Raw genomic sequence first — 22,669 nt, forward strand, 5'->3', positions numbered from 1 at the left:
ATGGGTCCTGCTCTATCTGATTGATGAGCTGTGCCGTCTCTTCCTCCGACATGCCCTCAAAAATCATATGTTTAATCCAGTTTGCCGTACGACCGGAGATAACAGCTGTTCCCGTTTCCCCAAAAATGCTAAGCGATTCCTCAAAGTTTTTCGGGTAGACGGTAGCAGCTGCTTCAATTATTCCAAGAGAACCATCTTCAAACTTTAAGATAGCTACCGCCACGTCTTCCGCTTCAATACTCCGTAGGCGTGTTGCAGTATATGACTGCACTTCCTCAATCGGGCCCATTAACCATAAAAGCAAATCTAGATTATGTATTGCCTGATTCATCAAAACTCCGCCATCCAACTCTTTTGTTCCACGCCAGGCAGCTTGGTCGTAGTATGCCTGATTTCTATTCCATCTAACTGTTGCATTAGCATGACTTACTTTTCCGAATAATTTATTATCCATCACTTCCCTTAAAGCCATAACAGCAGGGCGAAAGCGATTCGGGTGGACAACAGTAAGTTTAACCTGATTTGCATTACAAGCTTCAATTATTGAATCAGCATCTTCAAGCGTAAGAGCAATAGGCTTTTCTACTACAATATGCTTTTTATGATGAGCTGACTGAACTGCTAATTTTGCATGAAGACCGCTTGGAACACATATACTTACCACATTAATATTTGGCTCACTTTGAAACATTGTTTCAATATCTAAGTAACCAGCAACCTCATACTCTTTCGCAAAATCTTCCATGCGCTCTACGTTTGTATCACATACCGCTATTAACTGTGCATTACTAGTTTTTTCGATTGCTTCAATATGTTTTCTAGCAATATGACCGCATCCTATAACAGCAAAACCTACCATAAACCTACGCTCCTATTCTGAGATATTAAAATGATGATTCATTCCCCAAACCACCAATATATTTTTATCCTTAAAATCTTTAAGGACATACTCCAACTCACTTCTTCTAAAAACTCTTGTTTCTATCCTTCTCTCGATCAAACGCTCTGCTTTTTCGGTCAGTAAGGATAAATAAGTTTCGTCTACAGCACCTATAATAATAAGTTGAATTCTTCCTGAATCAATTCCAGCCGCATAATCTCCTGCAATAAAAGCAAGTTCTACATCTCCTAATTCGCACAATACATTATCGACCAATCGATCAATCCCTACATATTTTTTAACAATGTTATGTAGATCATTAAATAAGGCATGCTTCTTATTAGCCTTATAGACTTTCGTTCTTCCTGTATTCGTTATCTCTATTAACCCTGCTTTAGTAAGACGGTTTAACTCCACACGAACAGAATTAGTAGATTCCCCAAACTCCTCAGCTAACGAACGTAGATACCCACTTGCTTCAGTATTCAAAAAAAATTTTAACAATAATTTAATTCTTGTTTTTGATGTGATTAAATAGTCTAACAATTGATTCACTCCAGGAAGAACATTTCAAAATCATACAGAAAAAGTAAAACATTTACGAGTAATTATTTTACTCATTAGTTCTTTAGACGTCAATCATTATCATTAGTTGCTATTTAAAATTTAATTTTTTGTCGAAATTAATAAGCAGTATACTAAATCACCCCCTCTATTAAGAGGGGGTGATTGAATATTCATTCATAAACGTTGTCACCATTAACAATGAATTACTAGCTATTCTATCGTAACCGTTTTGTTCTCAACGTTCCAGTTCGTTTTCGCTCCCAAAGCCAAAGCAACATGGGTAATAGGAAGCATTACACGCCCACTTTTAATTTCTGGAACTACATCTGTCGGAATACTTGTCCCATTTACAACAATTCTTTTTTTACCTATCGTAATTTGTAACACTTTATCTCCACTAAGCAATGAGACCGTCTGAGCAGCTTGATCCCAAACAATATTACTTTCACTTATACCCAATGCTTCTGCTGCATATCGAACTGGCAAGTATGTGCGATTATCTTTAATATATGGTGCTATGTCCATTGACTTTTCCACATTACCTATTGTATACGTTGTCTTTCCAATCACAAACGAACCTTTTACTCTTGTTTCATTAGGGGCTGGAGTGATAACATTTGCAACTTTAAAGCTGGAACCCGAAGTAATACTAAATGTTTTACTATTAAATGGATGTGAAAGGGCTGTCCCTGCAATCTTAGCTTCAAGCGTGCCTTCTGGTAAGCTACGATTTACACCAAGTTGGATATTAGAGATTCGAATTTTTGAAGGTTTGGTACTTTCTCCCTTAATATCGAACTTTAGCGCTTCTTCCATATCTTCCGGTTTTATTGATACGCCTTCTGCTTTAACGACCTGAACCGAACCTGGCTCAATCTTCATATCCCCTTCAATTACTTCTACCTTCGGTGTTGTTGTAAATGTTACGCCTTTTGGAAAATACACCAGAACATAGCCATTCGTTTTTCCAAGGGGTCCTAAGTCTACGCTTTGTTTAATGGCTCTTGGCATAGTTTCGGCGAGAAAAACATCAGGCATGGCTTGTCCCTGCAGCCCAATCTTCAGTTTTCCTTCTGCGGCAGATTTCGGAACCACCGGAGGAACCACTTTAGTTACCAATACACTTTGTTTTTCAATTCCAGCTCCTTGTATCTCAGCTTGAATTTCGCCAAAGGTACCTGTTTTAACAGCAATCGCTGCTTCAAATATCAATTTACGCTTACTACTTGACGGAGCAGAAGGAATAGAGAAGGTAACTCTGTTACTGTCACTATTAACCATACCATTTACATCACTTCCGGAGTAATTAATGACCTGACGGGCAATACTTCCATTTGGAAGCATGGTTCCTACAATCTTAACTGTATTCGGGAACTCTACCTCTACTTCCCGCCCTCCTATAAAGGCACCTGGTGAGGTTTCTTCAATTGTCATCTTTACTACCTTTTTGTCATCAAATTTACTAGAGAGAATTTGATTGACTTGTTCTACCTTAATAACTGCTCCCCATTGTTGATATTTAGCTATTATTACCTCAGCATCACTTAACTCTGTACCTGAAATCGAAACTGGAACATTTCCTGTCTGAGCATCACTTTTTGCTTTAATTCGTGGTGTAACATAGAGAAATCCGCGATTAGTATTTCCTGCAGGAATATTTAATGTAGCTGTTAAAGTATTTTCATCGATTACAATATTTGATAGTGAAGCCCCTTCAAATCCACCGCTCCCTTTCAATGATATATTTTTCCATTCATATTGAGAAGGTAGCTGGAATTTTACTGAAGAAGCTCCTCTTTTCACCTGCCCTGCTGCCGTCTCCTCAATACGAATGACTCCACCATTTGCTTCTGAGCCTCCAATCGATTCAACTGAATCGGCGATTGCACTAGTTTTACCTGTTCGGATAACAGCGAATGTATATTCACCGCCTGAGATAGTACTATCCATCGGCTCTACTTTTACTTTTATTTCTCCTGCTGCACCACTCATTTTAACATCTAAAGGAATTTGGATTTTATCTGATTTGTCATTATCATTGTTTACTATCGAGCCAGATGGGGAAAGTTCTAATACTTTACTCGTTTTGTTTATAATAGTGGCATTACTTGGGACTGGGCTATTCCACTCTACGCCTGACGGTAATGTAACACGAAATGTATCTCCAGTGGTAAAATCAAAGTCATCTTCATTTACATAAAGACTTACTATGGGATTGCCTGCGGCATTATAATCAGAAGTGACGTTTATAACGCGGTCCACATAGTTATTACTATTAGCAGAAGAAACAGAGGCCCAAGGACCTACAGTTAGTGGTACAGTGAGGATGGTAACAGCACTCCCTTTTAGAACACTATGTAACTTACTTTTCTTATTCATGGCTTCCTCCTAAATTTTTAAAATATTGTACTTTCAAACAATAAAGAAAGCGCTATCAATAAGTTGTATACCTCCTTTCAATTAATTTTCTTAACAATTAGTATATTTGGATTATATATACAAAGTATAGTGCGGTCAATAAAAATAATTACTCTTTGACGTAAGAAAAAATCCCTAGAAATGGAACTCTAAGGATTTTATTACTAAGCTATTTTAGAGATATAAAATTTCTTCTTTAGCGCAGGTATATATAAGTTTTCATTTAAAAAGCTGGAACTTTTACAGGCACAGTACGAGCCTTATTTGTTCCATCTCCAAGCTGACCATAACTATTCTCTCCCCATGTACTAATAGAACCGTCGATCCCTATGGCAAAATAACTTTCTGATTTGGCATAAATGCTTTTGATATTAGTAAGATTATTAACTTGAACCGGAGTACTTCCAATAATATTATTAGGCCTCTCTGTAGAACTCCCTTGCTGTCCAAGCCCCCACGTCCACACTTTTCCTTCTTCATCTAACGCCAATCCACTCTTCTCATCTATAGTAATATCCTGAATATGACTGAGATTATTTATCTTAAATGGTATAAAACGAGACATCTTTGTTCCATCACCTAGTTGTTCTTTTTCATTTTGTCCCCATGCCCACACTGTTCCGTCATTCTTAAGTGCAAAGTTGCTATTATTTATCACAATAATTTTTTTTACACCTGAAAGTTCATTGACCTGTACTGGTATATCACTGGACGAACTAGTACCATTGCCTAGTTGACCAAACTCATTATTCCCCCAGGCATAAACGTTTCCATTCTTCTGATATGCTAAAGTATGGTTTTTACCTGCCACAATTGAATCAATCTCTTTTACCTTGTCAATTTGTATTGGTAGATAACGCGTCTGTGTAGAATCATCTCCAAGCTGACTAAAACGGTTATCACCCCAAGCGTATACCTTGCCATCACTCTTTACTGCAAATACGTTACCTACACCACTTGTAATAGATTCGACATCCCGAAGGTTTTGTACTTGTACAGGCTTCATAACCGCAGTTCCATTCCAATCACCTATACCTAGTTGACCATACTGATTACTTCCCCATGTCCAGACCGTTCCATTCTCTTCAAGTGCAATGCTATATCCTTTTCCATCAGCATCGTTAGCGGCAATAATTGTTTTTATATTCTCTATCCCTTTTATTTGTACAGGACTATTTTGTGGATCAGTCGTTCCGTTACCTAACTCACCAGATTTGTTCTCTCCCCATGCCCAGACTGTTCCATCTTTCTTCAAAGCAAGAAAATGTGTTTTCCCATTAACAATAGTTTCTATATCTTTTAGTTCCTTATACGGCTGCGGAGCAGTCTGTTGCTTGTTCTTTTCTTCTGTTGAAAGAACTCCATCTTGTCCGCTTTTCCATACTTCTCCCTGACTTCCAATAAAGAAAGTATGTGCTTTGTTTCCTTGAATATTAACAACCTCATTTTGAATTCTAAAGACTTGTTTCACTGCTTGAGTAAGCTTCTTGCCTGTCTTCGCATAAATTTCGTTTTTTACATGTAGAGTATACGTACGACCTGGTACATAACCACTACTAGGGGGATTTATAATGATTGTCTTGTCTTGGTCTATGATTGATTTAGTAATAGATACATGGTTACCAAATTCATCAGTTACAAATAGGGCACTATCATCTACTGTGTAACGCTCAATGGGAGAATTAAAACGAATAACTAACTTTGTGTTAAAAGGCAGTTTTGTCTTAATGTCCAGACCTGATTCCACCTGTACACTAACCATTGAAAATGCTTCAGACTTAATTTGTTGTGCAGAAGCCATAGGAATATTTGAAGTTACTGCGCCAGAAACCAAACTAATAATTGCAAAGGTCTGAATACAGACTTTTTTCTTATTCATAACTCATACCTCTTTCATCTAAATAATACATTCATTACTATTTTACTCTATGTTAACGTACTTTTAGAAGATATTCGACCTATTTTCTTACAAATGTCATTAGTAAAGTTAAATCCTTCTATACTAGAACTGAATTTAATTTAATAATCTTGATATATGATAACTTTAACTATAAAAGGGGCTGTCCGAAAAGTCATATTTCAACCGAAACCTTGATAAAAGGAAAAGCCAAGAATGCTATTAAATCAACATTCTTGGCTTTTTGCTCTGTGTGCATTTTACGCGTAAAGGAACTTTTTAGACAGCCCCTTTTTACTTACTTCTTTATTGAAATTTTACATTTGTAATATAATAATTACCTGTTCCATTAAAACGGAGCTCAAGATGACCTGTGATTACATTTTCAGTATCTGTCAACCAAGGGAATCGCGCATCAACAATCGTATCCTTCTCAAATGGACTTGTATAGTAGAGATACTGTTCCTGACGATCATTCGTTGAGCTTAATGTGCGCGGGTCCTGGCTTGGCGGTGCGTCCTTAAAGTCGATCACACGTTCACCGTCATAGAGGAACTCGGAGGAATTGGCGGCCAGCGTATATAATGTCAGGTCATTATGCATGATGCGAACGACACCGGTCGCGGTTGCGGCTTCCAGCTTTTTGCCCTGTACGTCCTTATACGGAATGTATGTCGGTACTTTTACCGGCAGCATCGTGTTGAATACTTCCATCTCCACCTTGAATCCGTTGCCAAGGTCTTTACTTGCGAGCTTGTTGTCACGCGACACTTTCATGTCATTTAACGCCATATTGATTTCTTCGACTGTCGGAATGTGTCCTGTTGGTACGGTGCTGCTGGAGCCTTTCGATTTCAACCATTCATTTAACTGCTCATAGGTCGCAATCGCTTTGCCCGGCTTCGGTGTCATATCCTCCTTGTTGTCCTGCGCAAAGGCCGCGGGTGTGAATGCGAGTGAGCATACAACTAATGATAATGCAGTCTTTTTCAACTTCATCTTACATTCCTCCTATGACTCTGTATGTAGCTTGCTAACTTGCTTTTACCCTGAAAGTACTCCCTTAAATCACAGTTTCAGGATATATTTTAAAAATTTACCCAATAAAATCGTACAAAAAAAGACGAGACAACCGCAATCGTACAATTGTCTCGTCCTTTCTATGCTTTTTTACTTACAAAATTTCGCTGTAGGGCATCAATCAGCACGGCCAAACAGACCATGAAAATAAAGAGAATCGGGAAGCAGTAGCGTGCCTGTCCTTCGAATACGAAGTAGATGGCGACAAAGAACGCGCCGTTTAGCACAGGAATGGCGATCAGCGTCGGGGTACGCTCCTGCCTGCGGAAGATGTCCACTATGACACGCTTTGTGAATGCCAAAATATACAGAAAACCTGCGGCACATAAGGCATACACCAGAATGCTGCTGATGCTGAGGAAGGAGCCCATGCTGCGTTCGAACTGCGCCTCATCGAAGGGCTTACCGCTCGCCCTGTGTTCTGCTTTTTCATAGTTTTTCAGCTCATTCATCGCCCACGGACGAAGGTCCCAGGCCCCGGCAAAAAAGGTAGCCTCGACTCTTAGCACACCAAGCTTGATGAATTCAAGCGGATGGCTCAGAATCCAGCGCTTCGCTTCTTGTTTGACCGCTTCACCGCGCCGATAATCATAATGCCCCTTGGACTCTCCCAACTCACGCTTAATGTCTCCGACGACCTCCCTATACGTATCTACTTTCTCCGCCGGCATCCAGCCGCCATCATAGTTAAGATTGTTGTTGTTGATGTAGAGGACGAAGCCGCCATTATAGGAGACGGGGATGAAGGCGCCGAACTTCTCGTAGTTGCGATACGTCCACGGAGCGATAACCGTTGCGGTAACCACAGCCATCACCGCAAAGGAAAGTAGCGTTCGCTTCCTATCCTTGGTGATGAGCCACAGCGTCACCCCGGCAACGATCGGATACACGATGAAGAACGGCTTCGTCAGCGCAGCCAGGCCGATGGCGATGCCGAGCAGCGGCATACGAATGCGCCAGTCAAAGCGGGCGATCTGCAGCCAGACAAGGATGGTAAAAAGAAAGGTAAGCAGCACTTCGGAACCGAGTACGTTCGTATACGCGATGTATGTCGGCAGGAGCGCCATAATCGTATACGCGGTGAGGATGATGGATTTACGTTCTGTTAGGCGAAGCAGAATAAGCAGGAAGATGAGCATGGTGACAGACGATAGCGCGACATTGAACCACTTGCCGATGAGTGGGTCTGGCGCTCCGGCCAGCCGGTAGACGTAGCCGAGCGCCGCAGGATACCCCATGCCCTGATACGCTACGGGTTCGCCGCGCAGCGTAAAGCCCAGATGGTTAAATAGATTGGTCGCAATGATGTTGTATACTTTAAAATCGGAGACCGGTCTGGCCGGAATGTTGAGAATCCACCAGCAGCGAAGCGCCACCCCTGCAGCGGTGATGCATGCAAGGTAGATCCAGCTTGTCCTGCCAAGCCGTGTCCACTCCTCAATCCAACTTCTTCTCTCCAGTATGATGGCTCCCTCCTCTGTTTTTACCAGGGTAGAATGCTTAGGATATAGCCAAGTATCGATCCGAGCACGAGTCCGCCCAGCACTTCGACACTGTTATGTCCCATGCTTTCCCTGAGCTTCTTATGTGTCGGTTCCTTACCGTTCATACGGTTGAGATGCTCGGCATGGCGGCCCACATGACGGCGCAGGCCCATCGCATCGATAATCACAATATACGTAACGGCGACCCCAAGACCGAACATCGGGGTCGCAAATCCGTCATGGAAGCCGATGAACATGACGGTGGTCGTCATGATGGTCGTGTGGTTGCTGGGGAAGCCGCCGTTGCCGATCCGGCTTCTGGCCTCAGAGCCGAAGCGGAAGTAATTGACGCAGAATTTCGTAACTCCTGCTACAAACCAGCCGATAAACGGCGCAAGTGCATACAGCATGCTGTTCTCCTTTTTCTATACAAGTTCAAGCGGAACGCGCTACTAAGAGCACGCCGATAATAATGAGCGCTGTTCCCGCGATTTTGCCTGCCGAGAACTGTTCAGCGAAGAAAAAGAACGAGAACAGCGAGACGATGATGAGTCCAAGACTTGTCATGAGCGGGTAGCCTACGCTGAGCGGAAATCGGGTCAGCGAGTAGCTATAAGCGCCCAGAGCCAAGCCGAATGAGATGACGCCCATCAATAAATACGGGTTGAAAAACAATTTCACAAGCAGATGAGCCCCGCTCTCCATCTCCTGCGCATAGCGGGCAGCCACCTTAAGTAGGATGTTGGCTGCCGCATTCAATACGATGGCGAATGCCAATGCAATCCACTGTATCACAGGTTAAACTCCTTCTCCCTATAGCTTCAGTTTTTTAAAGATTGATTCCGGAACAAGCCGGATGATCAGCATGATCCAGCGCCAGAAGAACGGCGTATACAGCACATTCTTCGATTTGCGGATCGCCTTGTAGATGTCGTCTGCGACCTTCTCCGGCTTGGCGACAAGGAACATGCCTTCCTGTCCATACGTCATCTTCGTATCGACAAAGCCCGGCTTCACGGTCAATACATGCACGCCGGAAGGGCTCAGTCGGTTGCGTAAGCCCTGCAGATAGAGCGCAAGCGCTCCCTTGGATGAGCCGTATGTATAGTTGCTCTGGCGGCCACGATCTCCGGCTACGGATGAGATGGCACAGATCCAGCCTCTCTTCTTCTGCTCGAAGTAGGCGGCAAACAGATTAAGAATGGATACGCAGGACGTGTAGTTCGTGTCAATGGTTCGTTTGGCAATCGCCAGATCGGTCTCGGACGCTTTCTGATCCTCCATATAGCCGTACGCCAAGACGACACCGTCCAACCGGGGAAAGCGGTCCAGGCAGGAGGCGAAGAACGCTTCATGCGTATCAAAGGCAAGCGCATCGAACGGGGCCGGGTACACCTCCACCCGATTGCGAATGGAGAGATCGGTCGCCATCGCTTCCAGCTCGTCCATGCGCCGCCCCGCCAGAATGAGGTGGTGGCCTTCACGCGCCAGCTTGGCAGCGACCGCCTGCGCGATGCCGGATGTAGCTCCTAATACAACAATGTTCATGATTTTTATTCCTCCACGATATGCAGTCTCCGCGCCATTGAGGACGAGAAGACATGATTGGGGTCAATGCGGTTCTTAATCGTCTGGAATTCCTTTAGACGCGGATACATCTGGGCGAAGTGCTCCGGCAGAAGTTCCGAGTCTTTTGCGAGATAGACACGACCGCCATAGCGGATGACCAGCTCGTCTAACTCATGCAGGAACGTAAACAGCGAGTCGTCCTTAATCGGGATATCGAGCGCAAGCGTGTAGCCCTTTTTCGGGAACGACAGCAGGCCCGGATTCTGCTCGCCTGATGTCTTGAGAACCGCCAGGAAAGAAGAACGGTTCGAGCTGCTGAGGCGCTCAAGCATCTGAATCAGCCCTTCGCGGCCTTCCGGCGGGAAGACGGCCTGATACTGGACGAATCCCTTCTTCCCATACATCCGGTTCCACTTGTAGATTGAATCGAGCGGATAGAAGAAGGAATCAAAATACACCGTTTTGCGTACATTTTTGTGGATGCCGTAATACATCGTGTTAAAGGATTTGATCGTGACATTGTTCAGCGCAAAGGACGGGAAGTCGAATGGAACTGCCAACTTCATGCCCTTCTTCAATGTAAGCGGCGCGGTGCCGGACGGAAGAGATGCGGCAGGAGCATAATTCCCTCTCATCAGCACCGAGCGGCCAAGCGAGCTGCCTCGGCCTAGACAATCAATCCAGGCAACGGAGAACTTGTATTTGTCATCGGATTCCGCAAACAGCTCCAGCGCTTTTTCGATGTTGGGCGCTTTCTCGTACAGCACGTCATAATACGCGCTCTCCACCTTCTCCAGTTGAATGCGCGCGCGAAGAATGATGCCGGTTAATCCGATGCCGCCAATGGTCGCCCAGAAAACATCGGGATTGTGTTCACGGGAGCAATACATAATCTCGCCGGAAGCGAGCAATAGGTGAAAATCAAGAATAAACGTCGAGATACAGCCGTCGATGTGATGGTTTTTGCCATGCACGTCATTGGCAATGGCACCGCCAAGCGTGACATACTTCGTCCCAGGAGTTACGGGCAGGAAGTAGCCACGCGGCAGGAATACATGAATGATGTCTTCGAACGTGACGCCCGCCTCGCATTCAAGGATGCCGGTCGCCTCGTCAAAAGACAGAAAGCGGTTGAGCTGCGTTGTCAGCAGCACCCCGCCCTGTTTATTCAATGGGGTATCGCCATAGCTTCTCCCCATTCCAAATGCAATGTAATTAGACTGCTGGCCGGAGCGAAGGATAGCTTCGACATCTCGTCCGTTGTCCGGACGGAACAGGAATACGTCTTCCTTCGGATAATTACCCCAGCCTGCAAGTGTTGTTTTTACCGGTTTTACCATACAGGTACAGCCTTCTTCCTCTTTAATCGATTTAGGAGAAATATTTCAAAATAATAATGACGGACAGTGCATACAAAATAACCGTGAATAGGATGTGCTTGTCCTTAAGCAGCACTTCCTCTGGGCTTCCACCCTTATCCTCCATATGGATAAGGTACAGGTAGCGGAAGATGCCATAGATCACGAGCGGAACGGTTGCCATAAGGTATTGGGTTCTACCTGATGTAAAGGTAAAGAGCGCGTAGCTCATGATGGTCGCTGTCGTAACGATGCTGTTCATCTGATTGAGCAGGTCCTTTGAGTACTTGTCCAATACTTTGCGATGGGAGCCGGTGTTGTTCTCAAGCAGGATCAGCTCATGGCGGCGCTTGCTGATCGCAAGGAAGAGCGCCAGCAGCAGCGTACAGATGAAGAACCACGGCGTCACCGGCACTTCGATGACAAGACCGCCGCCAAGCGCCCGGAAGACGAAGCCAAGCGCGATAATCATCACATCGACAATGACAACATGCTTCAGATGAAGCGAATAGCCAACGTTCATAATGAAGTATACGAGCAGGACCAGACCGAAGAGCGGCTCAAGATACGAAGCCAGCGCAAGGGAGCCTGCCAGCAGCAGCGCACCGAATACGAGAGCGAGATACGGATTCAGCGCCCCGGATGCCATCGGGCGATGCCGCTTCTTCGGATGCTGGCGATCCGCTTCCCGGTCTACAAAGTCATTGAGAATGTAGACGCAGCCGGAAACGAAGGAAAATAAGAAAAACGCAACGGCCGAGCGCACCAGCATCTCGGTATTCACATTGGGAAACGAGAAAATAAGCGCCGCAAACACCAGAAGATTCTTGGTCCACTGCTTGGGGCGCAGCTGCTTGAACAGCAGGACCGGCACACTGGCTTCAATGTGAAGCTTGCCATCTACATTCGTCGGAAGTTGTGAGCCTGACATGAATACACCTCGATACAGAATAATTTACGACTGCGCTGTAATTTCTTTTCTATTCCCATTTCGTAGCCATTCCACACATGTGACGGCACCGATAATAAGCAGGAACAAAAGCGGGAAATTATAGCGCGCCTGCCCTTCAAATACGAAGTGCACGGCAAGGAAAAACAAGAGGTTCACACTCGGAACCAACACCAGATCGGATACGGCAGTACGACGGAAGACGCTCTGTACAAGCGGAGCGACATTTAAAAGGACATACGTCAAGCCAAGTGCGCTCAAAAGCGATATAATCACACCACTTACGGCAATGAATGCATTCATGTTGCGTTCATAGGCCTCAGGACTCCACGGCTGGTTTTCGCCTTTAAAATCAATCATCGCCCAGGCCCGGATGTCCCATGCACCATCGAAAAACATTCCGTTCAGGCGCAGCAGACCAAGCTTAAGGAACGTACCGGGGTTCTCGAGAATCCACCGCTTCCCTTCTTCCTTCAACAACGGGTCCAGCTCATGGGCCAGCTTCTCGCTGCGCTTGCCATCCTGAAGGATTGCATTCATTTTCTGTCTCGTCTCGGGCGAGACAGCGATCTGATTCAGCGGCATCCAGCCGCCTTTTACATTATGATCATTATTATTGACGGCCAATACGTAGCCAGAGTTGTACGAAACGGGAATCAATCTTCCGAATTTCTCATAATTTCGATACGTCCACGGGGCAACAACGGCCGCCATGACAAGACCTGTCACCAGGCCGCAGATGATCGTCTCACGCCAGTGCTTTGTACGCATCCATACGATCAGAGCGCTCAGGACCGGATATGCCAGGAAGAAGGGCTTCGTCAGCGCCGCACCACCAATGGCGATGCCGAGCAGCGGGTACTTCACATACCGTGGCAAGGACGAGACTTGAAGCCAGATCACCGTACAGAAGAGAAACGTTACGAATACTTCCGTACCCAACACATTCGTATAGGCGATATAGTTCGGCAATAGCGCAAGTACCGTATACGCCGGGTAGATGATCGACTTCCGCTTCGTCAGCCGCAGCAGAATAAGCAGGAAGACAAGCATCGTCAGCGAAGAGAAGATCACGTTGAACATCTTGCCGGTCCATATCTCATGGTTGCCCACAAGCCGATAGAAATAGCCAAGCGCCGTCGGATAGCCCATTCCCTGGAAAGCGATCGTCTCACCGAGATAGGTATGCCCACGGTGATAAAAAATGTTCGTTGCGATATCTTGATACGTCTGAAAGTCGTAGATGGGCCGGTTCGGAACCGTCCATACGAAACCGAGACGCAGGGCTATGCCAATGATTGTAACAACACCAATGTAGATCCAGTTCATCTCATTTCCTCTTTCTGTCTATCTGAACGTGTACCATTATATCAGACTACACGAGAGTATGGGCAATCCAAAATTGTTTTTGTCTACTATATATTACTGGTACTTATCGGGATTGTTTTTTTCGTGGTACAATGATGCGGATGACTACACAAGGAGATAAAGAATGAGAAGTCGTAAAGAAACCTATCGAAAGAAAAATCACCGATCCTCCCTGCTGATCTGGCTTACTATCGCACTCTATGCCATCCTCCTGTACCGGACCGCCTGGATTACGGAGGATGCCTATATTACATACCGCACCATCGACAACTTCGTGAACGGCTACGGCCTGACCTGGAATACCGACGAGCGCGTGCAGGTCTATACCCATCCGCTGTGGATGTTCCTTTTGTCAGGGGTGTATGCGGTGTTCGGCAATATGTATTGGACAAGCATCATCTTCTCGATGGTCGTGTCGCTTGCGGTCATCGTCCTTTTCTCTTCACGCATCGCTTCTTCCATACGTACAGCGGCGCTTGGCGTGCTGGTGCTGACATTCTCAAAGGCATTCATGGACTATTCCACCTCGGGGCTGGAGAATCCGCTCACGCACCTGCTGCTTGTCCTATTCTGCGCGCTGTATTTGAAGCGTAAGCCGGATATACGCGGTCTGTTCATGCTCTCGCTGATTGCTGCGCTGGCCATGGTAAACCGAATGGACAGCATTCTGCTGTTCGCCCCGGTGCTTGCCTGGGTGTTCCTTGATACGAAGAACTGGCGGGCCGGGTGGGGAGCCCGTATCTGCGCGGCGGCGCTCGGATTTCTGCCTTTTATTGTGTGGGAGCTTTTCTCGCTCTTTTATTACGGGGTTCCTGTACCGAATACAGCATACGCAAAGCTAAATACAGGGATTGATTCACTTGCGTATGCCAAGCAGGGTCTCTTCTATTTAAAGAATTCGCTGTTCTATGACCCGATTACGCTGCCTGCCATCGTGATTGCCTCGCTCGTGCCGCTGCTCGCACGCGATTGGAAGCGAATTCCGATTGCCGCTGGCGCCATCCTGTATGTGCTGTATGTAATTAAGGTTGGCGGTGATTTCATGAGCGGCCGGTTCATGACCGCCCCGCTGCTCGGTGCCATGATCGCCCTGGTCAGCATGCCACTGACACTTTCACGCAAAATGCTATCGGGTGCAGCCGTCGCCATCGCAGCGGTGAGTCTATTGGCTCCGTATCCTTCGATTGCGAGCGATGCTTCCTACGGCACTGTTCGCAAAGGGTTGATTGATGAACATGGCATCGCGGATGAACGCGCCTTCTATTATCAAGCTGCCGGACTTCTACGCGCGCATGAAGGGGTGAAGCTGCCTGATTCGCCTATGGTGAAGAAGGGGATTGCATGGCAGGACCGCACGCTTTCGCTGGAGAGCCATATCGGATTCTTCGGCTTCTACGGCGGACCGAAGCTTCATATCATTGATTCATTCGCTCTATCTGAGCCGCTGCTGGCACGTCTGCCGATCAGCGAATATCCGAAATGGCGGATCGGCCATTATACGCGGATTATGCCGGAGGGCTACCGGGATACGATCGCTTCCGGCGTAAACCGGATCAAAGACCCGAATCTGGCCGCCTATTATGATAAGCTGTCCTTTATCATTGCAGGAGATCTGTTCAGCATGGAGCGAATCAAAGAAATCTGGAAGCTGAATACCGGACAGTACGATCATCTATTAGCGGCATATAAGGAGCCGAAGCGAGTTACGCTTCCTCTCGCCGATACGCAGAAACCGACCGTTCTTCCGCCCACAGGCGCCGACATCGCGCTTGGACGCATCTCCCATGCGAAGCAGCTATCCATTGAGTTAAGCAACAATGATGATTATTATGTGATCTTCCTAAAAGGGACGATTGAATTAGGGAATACGATGACAAGCGCCAAAGAAGGACCTGCAGATGGCTTGAAGCCTCATCTTGTGGAGGTGCCGAAGCAAGCAATAACAAATGGATACGATCGGATCATAGTTCTGCCGCGCCTGCTGGATGGGCAGAGTGATTTTCATTATAAGGTTGGGTCCTTACAGGTAGAGATACAATGATAAAAAGCAGCCTGCACGATTTGTGCAAGCTGCTTTTCTTTTACCCCTAGCTTCCTTTCTCGATCTCATAGACTTGATTATCGAGCAGGTAGATGTTGATCTTGTCGTTGCGTACGAAGCTATTCAGCAGGGAATCCAGGTTAGGATGACGCGCGAACAGGCTATCCGGCAGATAGTAGCTGCCCTGTGCCGTATAAATACGGTCACGGTATGCGGCATCAAGCTGTTGGAATACGGTCGCAATCTTCTTCAGTACAACAATGTTTCTCAGCCCATTGGAGGCTTCGGAGAGCTGAATCCGGTCACCTGCCTTTAATGCGGTCAAGTTCGTATAGTCGCGGTCGTTGATGCGAATGTTGCTGCCGCTTGGAATGGAGACTTCTGTTACGACCCCGTTGTAATCTTTGATGCGGATTTTGGATGTTTCCGCATTAACCGATACGACTTGTCCGAACGTACTCGGAATGACAGCAAGTGACTTGAGCGTATCGCCGAGATATGTCGCTTTGACGGTATCGCCCTTCTTCACATCTTTCGCCTTCGGATACGGTACACCCGGAATGGTTAACGTAATCTTACCGTCCAGATAGAAGGATCGAGCGTTGCCACGGTCATTCTCCCCGCTCAGGCGTTCAGAGCTTTCATTTACCTCGGTAATGCGGTATACATACGAGCGCTCTACATCAATGTCTGTAATCTTATTGTTGGATACACGCATTGATACATTGTCATTGATACGCAGGTCATCAAGGTCTTCGCCCCGCTCGTCATAAATCACTATATTGGCACTCTTATCTGCTACATATACTTTCGTCTCGCCTGTGGTTAAGCGAACCGTCAACAGCTTTGTATCTGTATCCACGCGCAGGATCTGACCCTTAACACGGTTATCCGCATTGACGTAGACAACTTTGTTGTCCTGGTCAAGCTGTACGGATACGTTCATATCTTTGCGAATATTCGACAGGGTTGGATTGGAGACGTCATCGACAACGAAGCTGGCATTCGCCAGTACTTCATAGCCTACTAGATCCCCTTTCGAGTTTTTCAGCGTGAGAATCCGGTTGCTGGCATCCACTGCAAATACAATACCAGACAGCAGATCATTCTGCTTGCCATCCGGATTGGCAGCACGATTCTTCACCGTGATCGACGTAATGATGTTGTTGTCGACCTTGTATTCCAATTGATCGCCGGAAGCAATGTCGGAGAGAAGCGGTGAGATGACGCCAGGCACGACAAGCACCGCCGCATCAGCAATGCGGTACGATTGAATCGTGTTATTCGCTCCTTGAATCGTCATGAAGCGCTCGCCCGGATAGATCGCCTTCACTGTACCTGTCGTACCGCTAGCAGCCTGCTTGGCCTCTAGCACAATGATCTTGGTCACTATATCTTTTTCTGTCTCGACACGGATGTTATCGCCCTTCATCAAGTCTTCTACCGTCGGGAATCGCTTGTTTTTGTACTCGACATATGTACTGTCATTGAATTTATATGCTTTCATAGCTCCGCTTGCCGTCTTGATCATAAGCAGCTTGCCCGCAGTATCAATGTCATGTACTGCACCTTCCATAGCACTTTCCGCACCTTCATGCAGACGGGTAATGCTTAGGACGCCCCCTGTAGGAGCCAGCGTAACGAAGATCATGTCTCCCCGAAGTAAGTCCTTCAGGCTGCTCGCTGTACCTCCGGCCGCTCCACCGACTGGTGTTTTGCTGTCGACCTGATAGGTTACCAGTTGTCCATCGTCTGTTTTGACGACAAGCATACCTTCTTCTACATACACCTTCTCTACGGTGGCGCTGATGGTCTTATTCGCTTCCGCACCGCTCAACACTTCCACGTAGCGAAGCACGCCGTTTTCCACAATAACCATAAGCTTGGACGACGGCTTGATCTGATCTACACCTACCGCCTTACCATTGGTGTAGAAAGCCGTGTCCTTGGTGAAGGAATACGTGGCAAGCTGATTTGTTTTTGAGCGCTTGAAGCTGATCTTATCTCCTGCGATGCCCTGAACATAGCCGATCTGCACACGGTCATTCTCGATCTCAAGATATTTCTCTGCACCGCTAAGCAGCGCAGCCATCTCCGCTCGGGTGACGGTACGGTTTGGCTTGAAGGAATATCCGTTTTTCTCTGGATAACCAGAAAGCAAGCCGTACTTGCTGGCGGCTTTGACGTAGTTCTCCGCCCACTCCGGGATGGTGGAGCCATCAGTGAATGTGGTCGCTCCATTCTGTGCCGCAATCAGATTTACTTCTGATTCTTTACCGATCATCCGAACGATAAGCTGTGCTACCCATGCTCGTGTAGCCGCCGCATTCGGGTTGAAATTCTTTTCACTTGTGTTTAAGAGTCCCTTTTCAATCGCAAGCGCAATATCACCCTTGGCCCAATCAGGCACTGTATAAGGAATGGTTTTTGTTTTGTATAGCGCTGCCTGTTCGGTCAGCCCCATATTCCGGATGGCAAGCACGACAGCCTGAAGCTGCGTTACCGATTCGTTCGGCCGGAATGTATTGTCCTCGTAACCGGCGATCACATCGCGCAGCGAAAGCTTATTCACGACCTGGGTTGCCCAGTGACTTTGCGCCACATCACGAAAGCCTGCTCCTGGGGCTGCCTGTACGCCAGACGGAATGACAAGTCCGCTTACAGAAAGGACACCAGCAAGTGTCAATGGAATGAACCGCTTCATATGTTTCACGCTCCGATTCTGAAATATGTAATAGTTTAAATATTTTAATAACAAAATACAGCCTGTCTTCACGCGGTGCATGTGAAATACAGGCTGCTTCAGTATACCATTATTTTATATAATCTTCTATATTTTTCTTGCTTGAAATAAGGCGCTGTTCTTGTTCTGCCGCATTTTTCTAAAACGAAGCCAGAAGAGGCAGAAGAGGATGCCGCAGGCAGCTCCAAATCCATCCAGCCATACATCAATCAGCGCTCCGTTGCGACGCGCCGTATACAATTGATGAAGCTCATCTGAGGAGGCATACAGCACAGCGATCAAAAGCGAAAGCAGCGCATTGCGCCACCCGCCTATCTTCAGCGCCCATAAAACGCGGCATAGCAAAAAACCTAACAGGAAATAGCTGATCAGATGCGCGACCTTGCGCACAAAGAATTCCAGAAAGGCAGGTACACCGAGATGAGCGATGCTAATTTCTTTGTTGCCATATACGAAGCTAACGCCGGAAAACCAGCGAATGAAGAAATCCTGATTGACATAGGCGCGCAGCAGCGGTTGGATGTTTTGTTTGTCATAGGGGATAGAGGAAGAAATAAAGATACCCCCGGCAAGCAGGAGGACAGGCAGCCAGATCCACAGTTTTTTCATCGTTTGACTCAGCTCTTTCTAACATTTTTGCTTCCGTACTCATTGTACCGACTCTCTGCACAGAAAAAAAGCCCTGAGACTGATCGCCTCCGAGCCGCCGCATGTATATATTGATTCCTTTATTGATGCTTGATGTGGAAGATTTCTTTCTCATGCTCCCATAGCTTCGAGTCATGGAATTTTAAAGCTGCCTTAATATCCTGTACATCCTCTTTCATCTCATAGATCGCCTGTCTGTTCTCCTTCACTTCCTGCTTCACTTCCGCAAACTGGCGCTGCATTTCCTGCTCAATAGAATGCATACGCTGCTCAAGAGCGTGGACACGTTGATCAAGAGAAGTCACCTTCTGATCAAGAGCTGTTATGGCATCGAGAATCTTATGCAAAAGCTCATTTTCCATCTTTTCTCCCCCCTTCTATATCCTTTTTTACTTTCGTGCTGCGATGTACATGTATTTGAAAAGACACTCGTCCTACTCAAGAGTGTTGATGATCCAATACGATCTAGAGTAGAACATCACCACACCATGCCCCAAACAGGCGTCGGTTCGTCTCCCACACAGCAGCATAGAGGGCCGCTTTTTGCCCCTAGCCAGTCGGGACTGCAAAACATCTGGGTAGAATGCGAGAAGGGAGACAATTGCCGTCCTCTTTCGCCTGGCCGGGGCAACCGCTTGGAAAGGTAGACGAAAAGCCTTGTTTGTGTCCTGTTGTGATGTTCTTTTTCTCTCGGAGTCATCAACACTCTTGGTATCCATAGATGGATAGATAAGCAATCGGTGTGTTATTATGCTTGTTTCCTCTTATTATATCTTCATTTATGCCGGCTGTCTGCCTGTTCATATCGAGGCACAAAAAAACCTGCAGGCTCGCTGTCTCCCGCAGGTTTTGGATTATTTATATTCCTTGTCTGTTGTCATCTGTTTAATTCTGCGTGCTGTATCAAGCAGCGGCTTCTTCTGACCGACCCAGCCGATCAGCTCAGCCATGAGCTGCAGGACGAGCAGCAGCACGCCAAGAATCGTGAATGCGCCCCATAGATAAGACTGGTAAAACACAATGGCCGATGTGGCAAACAGAATGCTGAGCCCGTAGATAGCAAGAACGGCTCCACGGTGGGATAATCCGGCTGCCAGCAGGCAATGGTGCAGATGTTCTTTGTCTGCGACAGATATCGGCTTCTTATTGAGATAGCGGCGCAGGATCGCAAAGATCGTATCCGAAAGCGGTACGCCAAGAATAAGAATCGGAATAATGAACGCAAATAGCGTTACGTTCTTAAAGCCCATGATGGAAAGTGCCGCCAGGTTAAACCCTAAGAACAGCGCCCCTGTATCCCCCATAAAGATCTTCGCTGGGTGAAAATTGTAGCGCAAAAACCCCATGACGCCGCCCAATAAGATGACACAGTATAAGGCGACAACCGCATTTCCCATGATTAATGCCATGAACATCATCGCAGCAATCGCAATGCCGGAGACACCGGCTGCAAGTCCGTCAAGTCCATCAATTAAATTGACCGCATTCGTAATCCCGACAATCCAGAAGACGGTAAATACAATCGAAATCCATGCCCATTCAAAGTTTAGGATACCCTCAAACGGCAGGTTTATAAATTCAATGCGTAAGCCATAATACACAACAACGGCAGCAGCTGCAAGCTGACCGAGAAGCTTTAGCTTCGGAGATAGCTCGAATCGGTCATCCAACGCGCCAACCAGCACGATGATGGTACCGCCGAGGAAGATTCCGAGAGCCTGGTTCCCATCAATCCCCTGTTGTTCTAAGAACCCAGGGAACAGCAGCCAGTAACCCAGCGTAAATCCCGCATAGATGGCCAGTCCCCCCATGCGAGGCATCAACCGCTGATGGACTTTGCGATGGTTGGGCTTATCCACAGCGCCAATATAGATGGCGAATTTCTTCACAAGAGGTGTAGCAACGAGTGTCACGACGAGTGAAAGAATAAACCCGTATACATAAATCTCCATGTTTCCTCTCCTTAACGTTTCATCGTTTTTCTTGCTTTATTGTCTGCGTAGAATGACCTGGTTCCATAATACGGATAATGCGAATGTCGGCAGGAGCAGCTGCCGTCTCCACCGCTTCGGCTGTGACAGCAGCCGGTAGAGCCACTCAAGGTTAAGCTTCTGCCAGAAAACCGGTGCGCGCTTGACTCTGCCTGAGAGCACGTCAAGACTGCCGCCTACACCGATCGCCAGATTGACCGGAAGATCGGCAAGATGCCGTGCGATCCATTCTTCCTGTCGTGGCGCGCCCAGTGCTACAAACAATAAATGCGGTCGTTCTCGTCGTATATGCTCGATGATTCGTTTTTCTTCTTCTTCTGTGAAATACCCATCAAAATGCCCGCTGTAACAGGCATGTGGATATTGTTTTTTTAGTGTCTCCGCAGCACCTGCACAGGATTCAGGCGAAGCTCCTACAAGTACGTATTTCCATCCGTACATATCAGCCTGCGCCATCAACGCATGAAGCAGCTCGTACCCTGCCACACGCTCGGGCAGCGGCTTGCCAATCCAGCGAGACGCGAGAACGACGCCGATTCCATCCGGTGTGATCACGTTGGCACCATGCAGCAGTTCCATATAAGAAGGGCTCTGTCTTCCCATCATTACGATTTCAGGGTTGGCTGTTACGACATGCGTCTGTGTATTCTCCTGAATGCGGCGGGTAAGTATATCGACCGTCTCCTTGCGTGATGCGCATAAAAACGGTACACCGAGAATGTTGACCCGCTGTTGAGTGTCCATACTTGTCTTCATCCATTTCCAACTTTCATAGTTTACATACACTAAGACGGTACAACCTATCCTGAGGTTGCACCGCCTCCATTTTATATCAGATCGTCCAAAACCTCAAATATAAATAAACCTTTTTTCTTGACAAAATCTCTTACATTTCGTCGAACTACGTGTGCTGCTTGATCGGTGCCGCCGGAATGCCGACGGCTGTGCAGCGGGCAGGCAGTGATCTTGTGACGACCGCTCCGGCACCCGTAATCGTATAGGCGCCAATCTCCATACCGGGAATAACCGCCGTTCCGGTCCCTGTCTGTACACCTTCACGAATGGTCACATTACCGGAGAGATTCGTTCCCGGCAGAATGGCCGCATAGTCTTCGATGATACAGTCATGACCTACTGTACAGCCGTAATTAATAATAACATGGCTTCCGATTGTAATATTGGTGGTAACGATGCTGCCTGCGCAGATCATCGTGCCTTCACCAATCGTGTTCTCATCTCCATATACGGCGCTCGGATGAATCAGCGTGGCGAATCGGATGGTTGGCTGCAGCTTTTTTACTTGCGCTACTGCTTTTTTCTTGCCCTGCGGGTGGCTAAATCCGCAGATAACATACATATCCTTATATTCATCCTCTGCAAGCAGCTCGGTTGCACCCAACACTTGAAACCCGTTGCGGATTTCACCGTGAATGGCTTCATTGTCATCAATATAGCCAAGAAGTTCCCACTCAGGTTGAACCTTATTAATATCTTTGATCAACTGGGCGGTCTCCCGGCCATGTCCGCCGGCACCCAGAATGGCGATTCGCTTCATCATGCCACATGTGCCTCCTTATGTATATGTCCTATTATACAAGGTATGTAAAGAAGAAAATCTTATTTATTTATTAAAAAAGTATGAAGAAGATAAGAAGGAAGCTGGCAAACCAAAAAAT

At 46.7% G+C, this 22,669-nt stretch carries 19 protein-coding genes; 1 reads left to right on the forward strand and 18 read right to left on the reverse strand.

The window, feature by feature from the left end; genetic code table 11:
- The 12 genes from AB3351_RS22940 to AB3351_RS22995 form a co-directional block, all read right to left on the reverse strand.
- A partial coding sequence (locus AB3351_RS22940; RefSeq protein ID WP_371149436.1) for a Gfo/Idh/MocA family protein occupies positions 1-859 on the reverse strand: 859 nt, incomplete at its 3' end.
- Between the two features lie 12 nt (positions 860-871).
- Positions 872-1,426 carry an ArsR family transcriptional regulator gene (locus AB3351_RS22945; RefSeq protein ID WP_371149437.1) on the reverse strand — a complete coding sequence of 185 codons (555 nt, stop codon included), beginning with the start codon at positions 1,424-1,426 and terminating at the stop codon, positions 872-874.
- A 231-nt stretch (positions 1,427-1,657) separates the two neighbouring features.
- On the reverse strand, positions 1,658-3,826 hold the full coding sequence (locus AB3351_RS22950; RefSeq protein ID WP_371149438.1) for a copper amine oxidase N-terminal domain-containing protein: 2,169 nt from the start codon (positions 3,824-3,826) through the stop codon (positions 1,658-1,660).
- 262 nt (positions 3,827-4,088) lie between these two features.
- A complete protein-coding gene (locus tag AB3351_RS22955; protein WP_371149439.1) occupies positions 4,089-5,744 on the reverse strand; it encodes an RCC1 domain-containing protein in 1,656 nt (551 codons plus the stop codon).
- A 324-nt stretch (positions 5,745-6,068) separates the two neighbouring features.
- A complete protein-coding gene (locus AB3351_RS22960) occupies positions 6,069-6,761 on the reverse strand; it encodes a hypothetical protein (RefSeq protein ID WP_371149440.1) in 693 nt (230 codons plus the stop codon).
- Positions 6,762-6,922: 161 nt separating this feature from the next.
- Positions 6,923-8,218 (reverse strand): hypothetical protein, encoded by a 1,296-nt coding sequence (locus tag AB3351_RS22965; protein WP_371149441.1) that lies wholly within the window; start codon positions 8,216-8,218, stop codon positions 6,923-6,925.
- A 107-nt stretch (positions 8,219-8,325) separates the two neighbouring features.
- The gene (locus AB3351_RS22970) at positions 8,326-8,736 is read right to left on the reverse strand and encodes a divergent PAP2 family protein (protein WP_371149442.1); all 411 of its coding nucleotides are present in this window, start codon (positions 8,734-8,736) and stop codon (positions 8,326-8,328) included.
- A 25-nt stretch (positions 8,737-8,761) separates the two neighbouring features.
- Positions 8,762-9,121 (reverse strand): SMR family transporter, encoded by a 360-nt coding sequence (locus AB3351_RS22975; RefSeq protein ID WP_371149443.1) that lies wholly within the window; start codon positions 9,119-9,121, stop codon positions 8,762-8,764.
- Between the two features lie 18 nt (positions 9,122-9,139).
- Entirely contained in the window at positions 9,140-9,874 is a 735-nt protein-coding gene (locus AB3351_RS22980; RefSeq protein WP_371149444.1) for an SDR family oxidoreductase, read from the reverse strand.
- A gap of 5 nt (positions 9,875-9,879) precedes the next feature.
- Positions 9,880-11,235, reverse strand: a complete 1,356-nt coding sequence (locus AB3351_RS22985; protein ID WP_371149445.1) for an FAD-binding protein — start codon at positions 11,233-11,235, stop codon at positions 9,880-9,882.
- Between the two features lie 31 nt (positions 11,236-11,266).
- Complete coding sequence (locus tag AB3351_RS22990) at positions 11,267-12,184, reverse strand: decaprenyl-phosphate phosphoribosyltransferase (RefSeq protein WP_371149446.1); 918 nt, start codon at positions 12,182-12,184, stop codon at positions 11,267-11,269.
- A 24-nt stretch (positions 12,185-12,208) separates the two neighbouring features.
- Positions 12,209-13,531: a hypothetical protein gene (locus AB3351_RS22995; protein WP_371149447.1), complete on the reverse strand. Its 1,323-nt coding sequence runs from the start codon at positions 13,529-13,531 to the stop codon at positions 12,209-12,211.
- A 163-nt stretch (positions 13,532-13,694) separates the two neighbouring features.
- On the opposite strand from AB3351_RS22995, the gene AB3351_RS23000 reads away from it, so the two are divergent.
- Entirely contained in the window at positions 13,695-15,611 is a 1,917-nt protein-coding gene (locus AB3351_RS23000) for a hypothetical protein (RefSeq protein WP_371149448.1), read from the forward strand.
- Positions 15,612-15,657: 46 nt separating this feature from the next.
- Here AB3351_RS23000 and AB3351_RS23005 read toward each other — a convergent pair whose 3' ends face one another.
- From AB3351_RS23005 to AB3351_RS23030, 6 genes are all read right to left on the reverse strand, one after another.
- Positions 15,658-18,315: an S-layer homology domain-containing protein gene (locus AB3351_RS23005; protein ID WP_371149449.1), complete on the reverse strand. Its 2,658-nt coding sequence runs from the start codon at positions 18,313-18,315 to the stop codon at positions 15,658-15,660.
- 126 nt (positions 18,316-18,441) lie between these two features.
- On the reverse strand, positions 18,442-18,963 hold the full coding sequence (locus AB3351_RS23010) for a VanZ family protein (protein WP_371149450.1): 522 nt from the start codon (positions 18,961-18,963) through the stop codon (positions 18,442-18,444).
- A 119-nt stretch (positions 18,964-19,082) separates the two neighbouring features.
- Positions 19,083-19,364 (reverse strand): hypothetical protein, encoded by a 282-nt coding sequence (locus AB3351_RS23015; RefSeq protein WP_371149451.1) that lies wholly within the window; start codon positions 19,362-19,364, stop codon positions 19,083-19,085.
- Between the two features lie 492 nt (positions 19,365-19,856).
- Positions 19,857-20,954, reverse strand: a complete 1,098-nt coding sequence (locus AB3351_RS23020) for a glycosyltransferase family 4 protein (protein ID WP_371149452.1) — start codon at positions 20,952-20,954, stop codon at positions 19,857-19,859.
- Between the two features lie 36 nt (positions 20,955-20,990).
- A complete protein-coding gene (locus AB3351_RS23025; RefSeq protein WP_371149453.1) occupies positions 20,991-21,737 on the reverse strand; it encodes a WecB/TagA/CpsF family glycosyltransferase in 747 nt (248 codons plus the stop codon).
- Positions 21,738-21,894: 157 nt separating this feature from the next.
- A complete protein-coding gene (locus AB3351_RS23030) occupies positions 21,895-22,551 on the reverse strand; it encodes an acetyltransferase (protein ID WP_371149454.1) in 657 nt (218 codons plus the stop codon).
- Between the last annotated feature and the right edge of the window lie 118 nt (positions 22,552-22,669).

Origin of the sequence: Aneurinibacillus sp. REN35, assembly GCF_041379945.2 — a bacterium.
In the GTDB taxonomy this organism is placed as follows: Bacteria; Bacillota; Bacilli; order Aneurinibacillales; family Aneurinibacillaceae; genus Aneurinibacillus.

Bases quoted from the DNA above. Each gene is read 5' to 3' on its own strand.
- AB3351_RS22970 (WP_371149442.1), bottom strand. From the start codon at position 8,736: ATGCTGTATGCACTTGCGCCGTTTATCGGCTGGTTTGTAGCAGGAGTT.
- AB3351_RS23000 (WP_371149448.1), top strand. From the start codon at position 13,695: ATGAGAAGTCGTAAAGAAACCTATCGAAAGAAAAATCACCGATCCTCC.
- AB3351_RS23005 (WP_371149449.1), bottom strand. From the start codon at position 18,315: ATGAAGCGGTTCATTCCATTGACACTTGCTGGTGTCCTTTCTGTAAGC.
- AB3351_RS23025 (WP_371149453.1), bottom strand. From the start codon at position 21,737: ATGGACACTCAACAGCGGGTCAACATTCTCGGTGTACCGTTTTTATGC.
- AB3351_RS22985 (WP_371149445.1), bottom strand. From the start codon at position 11,235: ATGGTAAAACCGGTAAAAACAACACTTGCAGGCTGGGGTAATTATCCG.
- AB3351_RS22955 (WP_371149439.1), bottom strand. From the start codon at position 5,744: ATGAATAAGAAAAAAGTCTGTATTCAGACCTTTGCAATTATTAGTTTG.
- AB3351_RS22950 (WP_371149438.1), bottom strand. From the start codon at position 3,826: ATGAATAAGAAAAGTAAGTTACATAGTGTTCTAAAAGGGAGTGCTGTT.
- AB3351_RS23030 (WP_371149454.1), bottom strand. From the start codon at position 22,551: ATGATGAAGCGAATCGCCATTCTGGGTGCCGGCGGACATGGCCGGGAG.
- AB3351_RS22990 (WP_371149446.1), bottom strand. From the start codon at position 12,184: ATGTCAGGCTCACAACTTCCGACGAATGTAGATGGCAAGCTTCACATT.
- AB3351_RS23010 (WP_371149450.1), bottom strand. From the start codon at position 18,963: ATGAAAAAACTGTGGATCTGGCTGCCTGTCCTCCTGCTTGCCGGGGGT.
- AB3351_RS22960 (WP_371149440.1), bottom strand. From the start codon at position 6,761: ATGAAGTTGAAAAAGACTGCATTATCATTAGTTGTATGCTCACTCGCA.
- AB3351_RS23020 (WP_371149452.1), bottom strand. From the start codon at position 20,954: ATGGAGATTTATGTATACGGGTTTATTCTTTCACTCGTCGTGACACTC.
- AB3351_RS22980 (WP_371149444.1), bottom strand. From the start codon at position 9,874: ATGAACATTGTTGTATTAGGAGCTACATCCGGCATCGCGCAGGCGGTC.
- AB3351_RS23015 (WP_371149451.1), bottom strand. From the start codon at position 19,364: ATGGAAAATGAGCTTTTGCATAAGATTCTCGATGCCATAACAGCTCTT.
- AB3351_RS22995 (WP_371149447.1), bottom strand. From the start codon at position 13,531: ATGAACTGGATCTACATTGGTGTTGTTACAATCATTGGCATAGCCCTG.